General features: G+C 54.6%; 21 protein-coding genes. 20 read left to right on the forward strand and 1 reads right to left on the reverse strand.

Annotated features, from left to right (window positions below):
- Positions 1-49 precede the first annotated feature (49 nt).
- The 20 genes from AC1G9C_RS16395 to plsB all read left to right on the forward strand — a co-directional run bounded on the left by AC1G9C_RS16395 (position 50) and on the right by plsB (position 12,250).
- Positions 50-490: a hypothetical protein gene (locus tag AC1G9C_RS16395; RefSeq protein ID WP_480408196.1), complete on the forward strand. Its 441-nt coding sequence runs from the start codon at positions 50-52 to the stop codon at positions 488-490.
- A gap of 76 nt (positions 491-566) precedes the next feature.
- The gene (locus AC1G9C_RS16400) at positions 567-944 is read left to right on the forward strand and encodes a hypothetical protein (protein ID WP_395503638.1); all 378 of its coding nucleotides are present in this window, start codon (positions 567-569) and stop codon (positions 942-944) included.
- A gap of 103 nt (positions 945-1,047) precedes the next feature.
- The gene (locus tag AC1G9C_RS16405; RefSeq protein ID WP_480408197.1) at positions 1,048-1,506 is read left to right on the forward strand and encodes a hypothetical protein; all 459 of its coding nucleotides are present in this window, start codon (positions 1,048-1,050) and stop codon (positions 1,504-1,506) included.
- Between the two features lie 83 nt (positions 1,507-1,589).
- Complete coding sequence (locus AC1G9C_RS16410) at positions 1,590-1,919, forward strand: DUF6966 domain-containing protein (protein WP_480408198.1); 330 nt, start codon at positions 1,590-1,592, stop codon at positions 1,917-1,919.
- A gap of 84 nt (positions 1,920-2,003) precedes the next feature.
- On the forward strand, positions 2,004-2,294 hold the full coding sequence (locus AC1G9C_RS16415; RefSeq protein ID WP_480408199.1) for a hypothetical protein: 291 nt from the start codon (positions 2,004-2,006) through the stop codon (positions 2,292-2,294).
- A gap of 76 nt (positions 2,295-2,370) precedes the next feature.
- Positions 2,371-2,838, forward strand: a complete 468-nt coding sequence (locus AC1G9C_RS16420; protein WP_480408200.1) for a hypothetical protein — start codon at positions 2,371-2,373, stop codon at positions 2,836-2,838.
- 75 nt (positions 2,839-2,913) lie between these two features.
- Positions 2,914-3,378: a hypothetical protein gene (locus tag AC1G9C_RS16425; protein ID WP_480408201.1), complete on the forward strand. Its 465-nt coding sequence runs from the start codon at positions 2,914-2,916 to the stop codon at positions 3,376-3,378.
- A gap of 77 nt (positions 3,379-3,455) precedes the next feature.
- Complete coding sequence (locus tag AC1G9C_RS16430; protein WP_480408202.1) at positions 3,456-3,908, forward strand: DUF6998 domain-containing protein; 453 nt, start codon at positions 3,456-3,458, stop codon at positions 3,906-3,908.
- Positions 3,909-3,983: 75 nt separating this feature from the next.
- Positions 3,984-4,334, forward strand: a complete 351-nt coding sequence (locus tag AC1G9C_RS16435; RefSeq protein WP_179592002.1) for a hypothetical protein — start codon at positions 3,984-3,986, stop codon at positions 4,332-4,334.
- A gap of 79 nt (positions 4,335-4,413) precedes the next feature.
- A complete protein-coding gene (locus AC1G9C_RS16440) occupies positions 4,414-4,773 on the forward strand; it encodes a DUF4087 domain-containing protein (RefSeq protein WP_480408203.1) in 360 nt (119 codons plus the stop codon).
- Positions 4,774-4,868: 95 nt separating this feature from the next.
- On the forward strand, positions 4,869-5,084 hold the full coding sequence (locus AC1G9C_RS16445) for a hypothetical protein (protein ID WP_480408204.1): 216 nt from the start codon (positions 4,869-4,871) through the stop codon (positions 5,082-5,084).
- A gap of 124 nt (positions 5,085-5,208) precedes the next feature.
- Positions 5,209-5,700 (forward strand): hypothetical protein, encoded by a 492-nt coding sequence (locus tag AC1G9C_RS16450; RefSeq protein WP_480408205.1) that lies wholly within the window; start codon positions 5,209-5,211, stop codon positions 5,698-5,700.
- A gap of 98 nt (positions 5,701-5,798) precedes the next feature.
- Positions 5,799-6,191: a hypothetical protein gene (locus tag AC1G9C_RS16455; protein WP_480408206.1), complete on the forward strand. Its 393-nt coding sequence runs from the start codon at positions 5,799-5,801 to the stop codon at positions 6,189-6,191.
- 97 nt (positions 6,192-6,288) lie between these two features.
- Positions 6,289-6,612 (forward strand): hypothetical protein, encoded by a 324-nt coding sequence (locus AC1G9C_RS16460; RefSeq protein WP_480408207.1) that lies wholly within the window; start codon positions 6,289-6,291, stop codon positions 6,610-6,612.
- Between the two features lie 118 nt (positions 6,613-6,730).
- Positions 6,731-7,051, forward strand: a complete 321-nt coding sequence (locus AC1G9C_RS16465; protein ID WP_480408208.1) for a hypothetical protein — start codon at positions 6,731-6,733, stop codon at positions 7,049-7,051.
- Positions 7,052-7,483: 432 nt separating this feature from the next.
- Positions 7,484-8,140 carry a hypothetical protein gene (locus AC1G9C_RS16470; protein ID WP_480408209.1) on the forward strand — a complete coding sequence of 219 codons (657 nt, stop codon included), beginning with the start codon at positions 7,484-7,486 and terminating at the stop codon, positions 8,138-8,140.
- A gap of 95 nt (positions 8,141-8,235) precedes the next feature.
- Complete coding sequence (locus AC1G9C_RS16475) at positions 8,236-8,631, forward strand: lysozyme inhibitor LprI family protein (RefSeq protein WP_480408210.1); 396 nt, start codon at positions 8,236-8,238, stop codon at positions 8,629-8,631.
- An 84-nt stretch (positions 8,632-8,715) separates the two neighbouring features.
- Complete coding sequence (locus AC1G9C_RS16480; protein WP_480408211.1) at positions 8,716-9,105, forward strand: hypothetical protein; 390 nt, start codon at positions 8,716-8,718, stop codon at positions 9,103-9,105.
- Positions 9,106-9,249: 144 nt separating this feature from the next.
- Complete coding sequence (locus AC1G9C_RS16485; RefSeq protein ID WP_031303034.1) at positions 9,250-9,621, forward strand: hypothetical protein; 372 nt, start codon at positions 9,250-9,252, stop codon at positions 9,619-9,621.
- A gap of 145 nt (positions 9,622-9,766) precedes the next feature.
- A complete protein-coding gene (plsB, locus tag AC1G9C_RS16490; RefSeq protein WP_480408212.1) occupies positions 9,767-12,250 on the forward strand; it encodes a glycerol-3-phosphate 1-O-acyltransferase PlsB in 2,484 nt (827 codons plus the stop codon).
- 244 nt (positions 12,251-12,494) lie between these two features.
- Here plsB and AC1G9C_RS16495 read toward each other — a convergent pair whose 3' ends face one another.
- Positions 12,495-14,102, reverse strand: a complete 1,608-nt coding sequence (locus AC1G9C_RS16495; protein WP_480408213.1) for a malate:quinone oxidoreductase — start codon at positions 14,100-14,102, stop codon at positions 12,495-12,497.
- Positions 14,103-14,177: the final 75 nt, after the last annotated feature.

Raw genomic sequence — 14,177 nt, forward strand, 5'->3', positions numbered from 1 at the left:
TCGCTGGGACGGGCTAAAGCCCGCCCCTTAACCAAACGTTAGGCCACTAATGCATCCACTGGTAGCACGCGCAATCGATACGATTTGCCTCAGCCGAGACGATGGCACCTGGAAATCGCTTGATGAAGAAGCCTTATTCACATTAGTTGAGGAGTTTGGCGATGGTGGTTTGGCAGACCGCTTGTTTAGCGAAATTCCTCGCTCTGTGCCCTACGAGGTAGTCTGCGGCCTGTTTGACTTACTCGCTTGGCGCACTAACGATAACGGCGCGAGCATCACACGCGCCGTTGAAGATTGGCTTCACGAGGGCAAAGACAACCGTAAATTACGTATTGCGCTTCATTTGGAGGTGTTTCCGTTTGTAGACGAAGCCGAAATGAGAGAGGTGCTTTCCAGGCTGGCAAATACGAACTCAGAGCTTGCGTATCGTTGCCTTGAGCTAATTAAGAACAGAGCGGGGAAGTCATGTACTACCAATCTCTCGGCCTAACTAGTGGTTCAAATCGTTCGCTACGCTCACTGGGACGGGCTAAAGCCCGCCCCTTAACCAAATGTTAGGTCTCATCATGGATGATCGTGCATTTCAAAGCCTTGAAATATTCCTGCAGAAGATTCCGGGCATCTCGTCTTCGCCCAGTCACGGACACTCGCCAGACGGTCAATGGTGGGTTAAATTTACTATCGACATTGACAACCCATATTCTTGGCAAGTCGTACAAGAGCTAGGGCACATATTAAATTACCTGTCATTAAATGAGCGTCTACCTACGACATTTAAACCCGTTTCGCCACCGCCATACATGAATGGTGGCCCAAGAGATTTCTTATCTTGGGTAATTGAGTGCTCAGACAAAGATTTCAAACCTGGCACTGTTGCAAAATGGCTTGAAGGGCGCATGCCACAACCTGTTGATGATACAACGCAGTGGGAACTGAACGAGTAGTGAAACCTAACTAGTGGTTCAAACCGTTCGCTTCGCTCACTGGGACGGGCTAAAGCCCGCCCCTTAACCAAACGTTAGGCGTTAATTCGAAATCGAGGTTGCCTTGGATATCTGCAAATACATCACGCCAGACTGGATATCGGCTCTCGCATCAGTTGTTGCCGCGTGCGGAGTATTTTTAGCCTATGGTCAATTGAGAATATCTAAGAACATAGCACAGCTTGAGTTTGAAGATGGACTTGCAAAAGAGTACAGGGAGCTAGCATCCAATATCCCTACAAAAGCGCTACTAGGCATAGAGCTTTCTGAAGAAGAATTTCAAAAGTCATTCGACGAACTTTACAGATACATAGATCTCACCAATGAACAAATATCTCTAAGGCAGCGAAAACGCGTTAAAGATGAGGCGTGGCTAAATTGGTTATCCGGAATAAAATCAAATCTTGAACGTCCCTCATTCAAACGTGCATGGAGTGAAATTAAGGAAAAATCCAATAGCTTTCAGGAGCTCCGCCGCCTAGAAAGTGAAAATTTTGAAATTGATCCAGAGTCGTGGTGTTAACGTCTAACTAATGGTTCAAGTCGTTCGCTTCGCTCACTCGGGACCGGCTAAAGCCGGCCCCTTAACCAAACGTTAGGTGTCAAATGCATTCAGAGATCGATGAATTAGCCAAAATTATTCAAGAAGCAGCTGATCTTCTAGCATCTGTGGGTGAGAAACACTGGGGACAGTGGCTTAAAAAAGATGCTGAGTTAATTCGCAACTCTGACTTCAGAGGCGTTGAGCATTTTCTCTCTGCATTTGGCGGAATGGGCAGCATAAATGACTTGGTCATCCATAACATAAATGGACATTCAGTAACCGATAGCCAAATTCCAGAAACAAACAGCCGGTTCGAATCGCTATTAAACTTGGCAGCTAAAAAAGCCAAAAAAATATATGCAGACGAAGTCGATGCTTTGCGCCGCACCTAACAATAGGTTCAAACCGTTCGCTTCGCTCACCGGGACGGGCTAAAGCCCGCCCCTTAACCAAACGTTAGGTGGTAAGGAGACTCCATGCGCAAATACAAAATCAAAGTCACTTATGCACGCAAAGGTTCGGAAAAGAAAGAAATCGAGCTAGAGTGCAGCGAGTACCCAGTGGCCTTTATCGTGGACTCATTCATCATTGAAGAGATCATGACAAGAGAAGAGCCTGACCTCCTTTCAATATACCCACTTATAAAATCTGTTCCGCGCGGCGCTGAGGCAACCAAGATGCCCTCCAATAAAGAGCTAATGGAGCTACACGGAATAACCGACCTGGTGTACGAGATCGACGAGCGGTTATTTTGCATTACCACCTAACTAATGGTTCAAGTCGTTCGCTGCGCTCACTCGGGACCGGCTAAAGCCGGCCCCTTAACCAAACGTTAGGCGTTGTATGAAACTGCTCCGATACTTTGATACCGATGACGGCTCTCTTCCAGAGTTGGAAGTGCGATATTCAAATCCAGATAAAGTATCCAAAGCTTTCGAATTTCTCTTCGCAAATAATGCCCGGAATGTAACGGCCGGCGGAGGCTACCTTTGGATCAAATCTTCGCAAAAAGAGAAACCATTCACAGGTAGCGGTGATGCGGCATTGGTTGTTTGTGAATCAGCAGAACCATTCCATGTAGTGCTAGCAGGCATAACCATTGCTAACTGCACGCTTCCCGATTTAGGAGTTCTCGTTATGCCCTCTAGCTTGAACATCGACTACCGAATGGGCAGTGCATGGGGAGCATCCGAGGTCAACGCTCTGCTCATACTATTGAAAGAGCTATGCGGGCTAGGTGGTACGCTTGTCGCTCCGTGGTGGGGCGCCGAAGGCGAACATGAGTTCACTGAAGCTCTGCGTCGCGCCTAACAAGTGGTTCAAATCGTTCGCTTCGCTCACTGGGACGGGCTAAAGCCCGCCCCTTAACCAAACGTTAGGCAGAACATGGATCGTCAGTCTTCACAAAATACGCCATTACACATTTATCACGGCGTTCCCAGTGGCTGGTCCAAAGCTGAGATCGTTTCGCTACATAAGTCGCTGGGAGGCTCTTTTGAAATCGACTCTGGCGAGGCATCTGAACCCGGTGCGCCTTCTTGGATGCCTGAACGCTACAACTGGCTACAGTATAGAAAAACGCTATATGAAATAGGCAACGGAATTAAGAAAGGCGACAAGGCCTGTATAGAACTAGCAATCAGATATATCGAGATGGACTACTTTGGCTCTTACTCAGGCTTTATAAAAGAAAGACTAGCCAGGCTCTTAAAACCTCAAGAACTGTCAAGGCAACAAATCGCCAGACTAGAATCGCACTTCGAGCACCTAGTAAAAAACAAGCGATACCTTCAAGAGTTCAAGGAGTACAGAAAGCTAGTAAACAGAATCCAGCTGAGCGGAAATGCCTAACAACTGGTTCAAACCGTTCGCTTCGCTCACTCGGGACCGGCTAAAGCCGGCCCCTTAACCAAACGTTAGAAGGCAAAATGGACTCAGCGCGCTTCCCCGAAATCATCAAACAAATCTACGGCTTGGTCTCGGAGCTAGAGACCATGTTCGCGGGGAGGCATTTCACGCCTGATGGTCATATGGTTGGCAGCATTGGGGAGGCTTTGGCAGCTCATTATTACGGCCTTCAACTGCTCACGGCCTCAACCAAAGGGCATGATGCAGTCAAAGACGGAAAGCGAATTGAAATTAAAGCAACGCAAGGCTCAAGCGCTGCATTTAGGTCATCACCAGAGCACGCACTAGTTCTAAAAATAAACAAAGACGGCAGCTTTGCTGAAATTTATAACGGCCCAGGCGAGCGTATATGGGCACAATTCGCTGGTAAAAAATTACCCAGCAATGGCCAATTCCAAATCAGCCTCAAAAAACTAAAAGAGCTGAACACTCTCGTCACGGAGCAGGAGCGAATTAAACGTGTTGCCATCTAACAATGCGCTCAAAGCGCTCACTTCGTTCGCTGGGACCGGCGAAGCCGGCCCCTTAGCTTAATCGTTAGGCTTTCCATGAACTACATCAGTGCCGAAGAACATGAGCTTCTTAGCTTCTTCGAGGTTGAGCCGGAACGGGCAAGCCCTGATACACCGTGGCCATACAACGATTTTTCCTATCATGTCTCGCTCGGCGAATATGACATAGAATTTGGAATCTACCCGGCTTACAAAGATCTATCGTTAACCATTCGTCACAATGGCATGGAACTTTATAGTTTTGTTGCTCTCTCCGTTAAAGACGTCCGCTACCTTCAAGACCCACGCATCGAAACTTTGGAAATATTGATTTCCGACCGCGAGAGTATCTGGCTAAGGCTCCGTCCTACTGTTTTAATCACCCAAAAGTATTCCGCCGAGGCCTAACAAATGGTTCAAATCGTTCGCTTCGCTCACTGGGACGGGCTAAAGCCCGCCCCTTAACCAAACGTTAGGGAAGACACAATTGCGCCGACTGCTCCTAATAGCTCTTATAGCAACTCCTCTTAGCGCCATCTCCGCTGAAAAGCGCTGCGGTTGGCTTGATAACCCCTCGCCTGCAAATTTATGGTTAATTGACGCCGACTCTGATTGGACCATTTCTACCCAGGGCGGAAAATTTGCCAGCGACGAAACAATAGACAACATGCCAGAGATTGACAACAAAGAATTTGTTCGTCGAAATGGCCACTACGGATTCTCCTGCGTCTGCCTAACCGTAGAAACGGATAAAGAAAAATTTGAGATATTAAAGGTCTACAGCGGCCAGCAATTACTTTTGAAGCAATGCTTAGAAGACCCAAAACTTTATAACAAAGTACCGTAGGGCAGCCCTAACAAATGGTTCAAGTCGTTCGCTGCGCTCACTCGGGACCGGCTAAAGCCGGCCCCTTAACCAAACGTTAGAAGAAGGAATTAAATATGTCCGTAAGCGCTCAAACAGCAAAAGAACTAGCCATGCTCGGCGTCAACTTGGAAATCAAGGATGGGCTTGATTCAGAAACCATTAAAGAGCTAGTTATGCTGTGCAAAGTCAAAGGAACAAAAATTGCTATCCACACATCGTGTGTAAGCGCTACTGCGGCCAAAGAAATCGCCATGATAGGCAAGGACCTTGTCACATTTATAGTTGACTGAGTGCCTTCTTCTAACAATACGCTCAAAGCGCTCACTCCGTTCGCTGGGACCGGCGAAGCCGGCCCCTTAGCTTAATCGTTAGAAACAATCACAGCACTAAGAAACCAGCAAGAAAGGATTGAACATGAAGGCAGTAAAATTATTCCTGAAGACTTTTATTGGCGGGCCACTGCTAATCTTTGGCCCGATTGTTTTTATAGTAATGATAGTCGGCGAGGAGTATTTAATTGCATTCTGGACCCTTGCTCTCATCATCGCGTTTTTTGCCCTGAGCGGATGGGACAATCAACGAGACGAAAGAAAGCTGAAAGAGATCATCTCCTCACGCGGACTTAACATTGATTACTGGGCCACTTATCTCGATGGAGGAGTGGTAATAGACTTGTCAAAAGAAAAACTGCTAGTTGGAAACCTCAAGTCAGGAAGAATCCTAGACTTCAGTGAGGTAAAAAACATCGAATGGGAAGACGCACCATATAGCAACACAATGAAATACAACATCTACGTCAACACAAGTAACTTTGAAACACCGAGATTAGGTGTAGGCTTCGCGGGGCATAAAAAGCTACGCGACACAGCATATGCCAAGCTCAGCGCCGCACTTAAATGCAGCTAGCTCAACCTTGTTTCTAACAAATGGTTCAAGTCGTTCGCTCCGCTCACTCGGGACCGGCTAAAGCCGGCCCCTTAACCAAACGTTAGGTTCCACTCCAAATGACCGCGCCGCTAATCGAGCTAAAAGTTGACCGTGATAGTGTTTGTGCAGGTGACGACTGTCAGTCGCACATGGCGCTTTTATCAGTCCCGGTTGAAACAACCTTAATTGAAGTCTTAAATTTGGCTAAAAAAGCCTGCTCTCTAGCCGGGATTGCAGGCGGAAATGCAACTTGGCTAATAGATACCCAAGGTTACGGAAAAGGCTGTGTCGGTGTCGTAGCGCAACAGTGGGCAGAGCCAAAGCTAATCACAGAGCAAAATATTACCGCGGGCCAAATTTGGAATAATTCAAAAGGAACTCTATTCTTCCGCTACTGGTGCCAGTCAAACCCTAATACTGTTTTTGAAGCCATCAAATCTGGCGGCGAGCTACCATCGAGGTATTCGTGACCCCTAACTACTGGTTCAAGTCGTTCGCTTCGCTCACTCGGGACCGGCTAAAGCCGGCCCCTTAACCAAACGTTAGGCCAGAGCACCGGAGGACGCAATGGATGTGAAGGAGTTCGTATCGGACACGCTGCGGCAGATTATCGAGAGCATCAAGGACGCCCGCGCGGCCATAACGACTCAAGGGCGGCGAGTAGCACGGTCAATCGGTGCCGTTCTATTGATCGCACTGAATCAAGGCTGCGGCCCTTCCGCTGACGAGAGATACGACGTCGGCTACGATGATGGCTATGCAGTGGGATACAACACCACTTGTAAGATTAGAGCGACGATGATCGATGGTGATTTCGACAACGAGGCCTATTCAAGCGGATATAGGGACGGATACGCAGATGGGGAGCGCGAGTGTCGCGAGAAGGATTAGCCGAGCTGGGATCATCGGAGTGGTTGAAAAGAACCCTCTGCTCGCGGCGAGGCCCAACAAATTCATGCACGCGACGTGCGAAGACGCACGCGCGTGATGAATGGCGTTAGGTTCATTCATGGCTAGAAGCGTGCGACTTCAGAAAAAGCTTTTATCTAAGTCTCTACTAACGGTTGCAGAAGACACCGTCACCGATAGCGAAATTCTGAGTAAACTTTGGAATTTGAAACAAGGTGAGAGCATCCTTCTGAACTCCCAACTTCTTAAGTCACAACCGCTAGTAAAATATGGACTTGAGTACAACGTAGTCCGTGGCCCCATTCCAGGCCACTGGCTACATCGTGAGTTCGATGCCAAAGAGTTAGAGATTTTCTTCATAGCAAAAAATCATGAGACCATCTGTCATTCATGGCTAATATTCAATGACGAAGAAACCTAACTAGTGGTTCAAACCGTTCGCTGCGCTCACTGGGACGGGCTAAAGCCCGCCCCTTAACCAAACGTTATGTTCCTCAGCAAGGACGTTTGAATTGCCTATAGAACATTGCCCAATCTGCGGATTCGGCCCCTTCCAAGAGGCATATCAGAACTCGGACGAGATCCGATATAGTTTTGATATCTGTTCATGCTGCGGTTGTGAGTATGGTTACGACGACCTGGAGTCTTACTATCAACAGTGGGCTTCAGCAGGCTTCAAATGGTTCAATCCTGAGCTCAAGCCTGAAGGTTGGAGCATTAAGTCCCAGTTGGTTCACCAAATTAGACCTTGGCCTCCTCGTGGCGGAGAAACATAACAACTGGTTCAAGCCGCTCGCTGCGCTCACTCGGGACCGGCTAAAGCCGGCCCCTTAACCAAACGTTAGGCAAAGCTATGAGCTACATTGACTCAATTAAGCATGAATTAGTCGGATATATTAACGGCCTACCTATATATCATCCACTTGAGGCTATTACAGACGGAAAATGGGGTGATTATGATTTCTCATGCTCGCCCGAAAATCTGGTTATTGGCGGCGGTGCCGGCGAGCATCCAGCGTTAGTAATCCATCACCTTGGTTCGCTGGCTGCGCAGTACATCCTCCTATGTGTAGAAAAGCACAAAGAGCACTTTGCCGATGGCTTTGAGACTCCACCAGAAGAAACTATAAATCGTCTCAGTGACATCGCATTTGATACTGGAGAGAATCTTGAATTTTGTGGTTGGTCGATGAGCTGCATTCGAGGCTTTGTAGAGCTCGCTAAGTCCCAAGTACATTTCACCCCACTGCTTGATAAACAAGCTCCAGAGGAATGGATAAAAAATTCCATTGGGGAATTTGTGTATTTCTCACTTCCGGAGCTAAATCCATTCCACGCAGAAATAAATAACCTCCCTGGCATTATCGACTGGGAGCCTGGATATTGGATGTCCAACGTAACATGCCCACCGCCAAACTATATTAAAAGCAAGAAGCAGTCTCTCCGAGGCGCTGGATTTAAAGAGCATGGTTTTTTCCGCTGGGACTATACTTACCCACCGATGGTATAACGACTTGTGTCATGCCTAAAAACTGGTTCAAATCGTTCGCTGCGCTCACTGGGACGGGCTAAAGCCCGCCCCTTAACCAAACGTTAGGGCATTCAATGCATCGCTCACTAGTTGCCTGCCTACTAGCCTTATCTATTGAGGCATATGCAGAACCCGAGAAAAATATTGATTGTGCCAATGCATTCTCAACACCGGATATTGAACAGTGCACATCTATCTCTCTCGAAAGCACAGAGAAAGAGCTGAATTTAGCGTATAAAAAATTGGTGGAAAGCCTTTCTCAACCAAACACTGAGTATGAAAACTACACCGAATACAGAAAAAAGCTTTTAACAGCCCAAAGAGCATGGATTATATTCAGGGAAGCGGACTGCGCCGCTCAATACGAAATGCATAGATCAGGTACTATTCGCAACAGCATCTATCTAGCCTGCAAAGAAGAGCGCGCCAAACAGCGAATAAAGGAACTTCAAAACTATGCTCCGTACTAGCCCTAACAAATGGTTCAAACCGTTCGCTTCGCTCACTCGGGACCGGCTAAAGCCCGCCCCTTAACCAAACCTTAGGGGGCACATATGAGAATGCGCAATGCTCGTATCGCGATAGTGCTACTCGGACTCGTATTACCTTATATGGCACGCCTGCCTCGCGGCATCGAATGGCTGCAGCAGTACACGGATACCGGTCTTGGTAGTTGGCTATTTTTGGGGGCGTTCAATGCCATTGCATGGGGTGCAATCCTTGCAAGTAGCTTTATGTATCTCCGCCCCTCTTCACTAATTGGACCATGCTTGCTTGGCTTCGGCTTCCTAGCATGGGCGCACAACACCTTAGATCTCAGCGCAGACGCGCAAGCCGCTATCGGCCTGATCTTCATTCCTATCTATGCTCTCTTGCCAATTGCAATTGGCGGCGCAATTGGTTACGTCTTGGATCGGAGGCTACGGCGCAATGATGCCGCCTAACAATTCGTATATGGACTCTCCCCCACAAGCGGTGAGGAATAGCTTTTTGACACTGTCGTCAGCGCGGTTGCACTCGTATATCTGGCCTTGCATCGGGCATCGCCCTGGCCATTCTGTTGCTCGCGCAGCGGGGGCCAAGCGCGCATGAGGTATCTGTTGTGGCTCGACGGCGCTGCCGCCGCGCTGGCCGGCGCTCTGCTGCTGACGTTTCGCCACTGGCTGAGCGAGTTGCAGGCGCTGCCCCTGGCGCTGCTGACCCTGATCGGCCTGGTCAATCTGCTCTATGCGGCTTACTCCCTGAGCCTGGCGCGCCGCCGGCGGCGACCGCAAGCGCTGATCGTGCTGCTGGTGCTGGGCAATATGGCCTGGGCGGCGGTGTGCCTGGGGCTGGCGGCGAGCTTTGTCGGCTCGGCGCGTCCCTGGGGCCTGGCTTATCTGGTTGGCGAAGCGCTGTTCGTCGCGCTGCTGGCCGGCCTCGAATGGCGCTGGCGCGAACGCCTGTCAGTGGCCGCTTGAGCGCTCGCCTCGCCCGCGGCGGATAGCCCGCCCCAGGCGCTGCGCGTGGCCTGCAGCGCGAGAGTTTTTGCCCGCCACGCGCCCTTGCGGCACACTAGCGCCCTTCCCGAGCAATCGCTCGTTTTGCCATGCAAGCAGAGTCCGTATGACCCGTTCCCCCTTCCGCCGCCTCGCCTTCGGGGCGCTGCGCCGCCTGCTGTACCTCTGGGTACGCTCGGAAACCATCAACCAGTCCGCCTTCACCCTCAAGCTCGACCGCAGCAAGCCGGTGTTCTACGTGCTGCAGCAGCCTTCGGTGAGCGACCTGGCGGTGGTCGACCGCGAATGCAGCAAGGCCGGCCTGCCGCGCCCGGTGTTGCCGGTGGCGGTCGGGGAACACGTCGAGCCGGCGGCCTTCTTCTACCTGACGCCGGAGCCGGATTGGTTCGGCCGCCAGGACAAGCGCGGCATCTCGCCGACCCTGGACCGGGTGGTCGCCGCCCTCTCCCGCCAGGCGGTGGACGATGCGCAGATCGTGCCGGTCAGCGTGTTCTGGGGGCAGTCGCCGGATCGCGAGACCAGCGCCTGGAAACTGCTGTTCGCCGACAGCTGGGCGGTGACCGGGCGCCTGCGCCGGCTGGTGAGCATCCTGATCCTGGGGCGCAAGACCCGCGTGCAGTTCTCCACGCCGATTCACCTGCGCGAGCTGGTCGAGCAGGACAAGGGCCAGGAGCGCACCCTGCGCATGGTCCATCGCATCCTGCGCGTGCATTTCCGCAACCAGAAGGCCGCGGTGATCGGCCCGGACGTGTCGCACCGGCGCAACCTGGTCAAGGGCCTGGTGCATGACCCGCTGGTGCGCCAGGCGATTGCCGAGGAAGCCGAGCGCGAGAAGATCAGCCTGGAGAAGGCCGAGGCGCAGGCGCTGCGCTACGGCAACGAGATCGCCTCGGACTACACCTACACGGTGATCCGCTTCCTCGAACTGGTGCTTTCCTGGTTCTGGAACAAGATCTACGACGGCGTCAAAGTGCACAACATCGAAGGCGTGCGCGACATCGCCCAGGGCCACGAGGTGATCTACGTGCCCTGCCACCGCAGCCATATCGACTACCTGCTGCTGTCCTACCTGCTGTTCACCAACGGTCTGACGCCACCGCACATCGCCGCAGGGATCAACCTCAACATGCCGGTGATCGGCGGCCTGCTGCGCCGCGGCGGCGCCTTCTTCATGCGCCGCACCTTCAAGGGCAACCCGCTGTACACCGCGGTGTTCAACGAATACCTGCACACCCTGTTCAGCAAGGGCTTCCCGGTCGAATACTTCATCGAGGGCGGCCGCTCGCGCACCGGGCGCATGCTGCGGCCGAAGACCGGCATGCTGGCCATCACCCTGCGCAGCTTTCTGCGCAGCAACCGCCTGCCCATCGTCTTCGTGCCGGTGTATATCGGCTACGAGCGGGTGCTGGAGGGGCGCACCTACCTGGGCGAGCTGCGCGGCGCGAGCAAGAAGAAGGAGTCGATCTTCGACCTGTTCAAGGTGCTCGGCGCGCTCAAGCAGCGCTTCGGCCAGGTCTCGGTGAACTTCGGCGAGCCGATCAAGCTGGCCGAGTTCCTCGACCTGCAGCAGCCGGACTGGCGCAGCCAGGAGCTGGCGCCGCAGTTCCGCCCGAGCTGGCTGAACGAGGCGACCAATCGCCTCGGCGAGCGGGTGGCGCGTCACCTTAACGAGGCGGCGGCGATCAACCCGGTCAACCTGGTGGCGCTGGCGCTGCTGTCGACCAGCAAGCTGGCCCTGGACGACCGCGCCCTGGCGCGCGTACTCGACCTCTACCTGGCGCTGCTGCGCGCGGTGCCTTACTCGCCGCACACCACATTGCCGGACGGCGACGGCGCGGCGCTGATCGAGCACGTCAAGGGCATGGACCTGCTGGCCGAGCAGAAGGACGCCCTCGGCAAGATCCTCTATCTGGACGAGCAGAACGCCGTCCTGATGACCTACTACCGCAACAACGTGCTGCACATCTTCGCCCTGCCGGCGCTGCTGGCGAGCTTCTTCCAGAGCAGCGCGCGGATCAGCCGCGAGCAGATCCTGCGCTTCACCGGCGCGCTCTATCCCTACCTGCAGGCCGAGCTGTTTATCCGCTGGGATAGCGACCAGCTCGAGGAAGTGGTCGACCAGTGGCTGGCCGCCTTCGTCGAGCAGGGCCTGCTGAAGACCGAGGGCGACGTGTACCTGCGCCCGGCGCCCAGCTCGCGCCAGTTCGTGCTGCTGACCCTGCTGTCGCGCTCGGTGGCGCAGACCCTGCAGCGCTTCTACATGGCCATCGCCCTGCTGCTCAACGCCGGGCAGAACGCGATCAGCGCCGAGGAGCTGGAGGACCTGTGTACGGTGATGGCCCAGCGCCTGTCGATCCTGCATGGCCTGAATGCGCCGGAGTTCTTCGACAAGAGCCTGTTTCGCCACTTCATCCAGAGCCTGCTGGACCAGGGCGTGCTGCGCCAGGACGAGGCCGGCAAGCTCAGCCACCACCCACTGCTCAGCGAGCTGGCCGAAGGCGCCGCCAAGCGCGTGCTGCCGGCGGAGATTCGCCTGTCGATCCGCCAGGTGGCGCTGGATCGCAACGAGGACGAGCCGGCAGCGCCGTGATTGTCGCGTCGTAGGGTGCGCTATGGCAGCCCCCCAGGGTGGCTGTCGCCTTTTACCTCCACCAGGGCGGTGGATCGGTGAAGCGTGATCCACCCTACGCGCCGACCGGCAATCGCGGCTAAAGCCCCTCCCACGGCGTCCACCCCACCCGTAGGAGGGGCTTTAGCCGCGACAGGTTCGTAGGCCAAACAAAACCCGCCGTGCGCGAGGCGCAGGGCGGGTTCTCTTTACCGCATGAAAGACCTTACAGGGTCACCGCCGCCGGCTTCGGCTCGGCGGCCACTTGCACGTCGGGCGCCACTTCGATGTGCTGCAGCTCGAGGCGCTCGCTACTCCATTGGCGCACGCGGTTGGTCAGCGCCAGGTCGTCGTTCAGCTTCTGCCCGTAGGAGGGGATGATCTGCTTCAGGCGCGCCTGCCACTCGGGGCTGGCGACCTGCTCGGCGAAGGCCTTCTCGATCAGCTGCAGCATGATCGGCGCAGCGGTGGAGGCACCCGGCGAGGCGCCCAGCAGTGCGCTGATGCTGCCGTCGGCGGAGGTCACCACTTCGGTGCCGAACTGCAGCACGCCGCCCTTCTCGGCATCCTTCTTGATGATCTGCACGCGCTGGCCGGCCTGGATCAGCTCCCAGTCCTCGCTCTTGGCCTCCGGGAAGTATTCGCGCAGCGAGGCCATGCGGTCTTCCTGGCTGAGCATCAGCTGGCCGATCAGGTAGGTGCTCAGCGGGATGTTGTCCATGCCGGCATTGGCCAGCGGCAGGAAGTTGTCGCTGGTCATGCTGCCGAACAGGTCGAGCAGCGAGCCATGTTTAAGAAACTTGGTGGAGAAGGTGGCGAAGGGGCCGAACAGCAGCACGGTCTCGTCGCCGATCACGCGGGTGTCCAGGTGCGGCACGGACATCGGCGGCGAGCCGACCGAGGCCTTGCCGTACACCTTGGCCTTGTGCTGGGCGACGATCTCGGGGTTGCGCGTCATCAGGAACTGGCCGCCGACCGGGAAGCCGGCGTAGCCCTTGGCCTCTTCGATGCCGGATTGCTGCAGCAGCTTGAGCGCGCCGCCGCCGGCGCCGATGAATACGAAGCGCGCCTTGACGCTGCTCTCGGCGCCATCGTTGGCCAGGTCGGCGACCACCACGGTCCAGCTGCCGTCAGCGTTGCGCCGCAGGTCGCGCACCTCGTGTTCCAGGTGCAGGCGCGCCTGGTCCTTGGCGATCAGCGAGTCGATCAGCTGGCGGGTGATCTCGCCGAAGTTGACGTCGGTGCCGATCGCCATGCGGGTGGCGGCGACGGGTTGGCCCTGGTCACGGCCCTGCATGACCAGCGGCGCCCACTGGGCGATCTGCGCGTGATCCTCGCTGAACTCCATGCCGCGGAACAGGTTGCTGTGCTCGAGCGCGGCATGGCGCTTGCGCAGGTATTCGATGTTGTCCTCGCCCCAGACGAAGCTCATGTGCGGGGTGTTGTTGATGAAGCTCTTGGGCTTGCTCAGCACCTCGCGCTCGACCTGGTAGGCCCAGAACTGCTTGGAGATCTCGAAGGATTCGTTGATCGCCACCGCCTTGCCGATGTCGATGCCGCCGTCGGCGGTTTCCGGGGTGTAGTTCAGTTCGCAGAACGCCGAGTGGCCGGTGCCGGCGTTGTTCCAGGCGTTGGAGCTCTCGCCGGCGACGCGGTCGAGGCGCTCGTAGATATCGATGCTCCAGTCCGGCTCCAGCTCGTTGAGGTAGGTGCCTAGGGTGGCGCTCATCACGCCGGCGCCGATCAGCAGGACATCGACGGTTTTCTCGGGCTCGCGGGGCTTGGAGCAACCGATCACGCTGAGAAAGAGCAGCGTCAGCAGGATTTTCTTCATGGCACAGTCCAGTGGTGTGCACGACGGCGCGCCGTGCAGGCAAGGTTTCGGATGGCAGCCGTATGGGCCGCCCAT

This window comes from Pseudomonas sp. ABa2 (genome assembly GCF_056676075.1).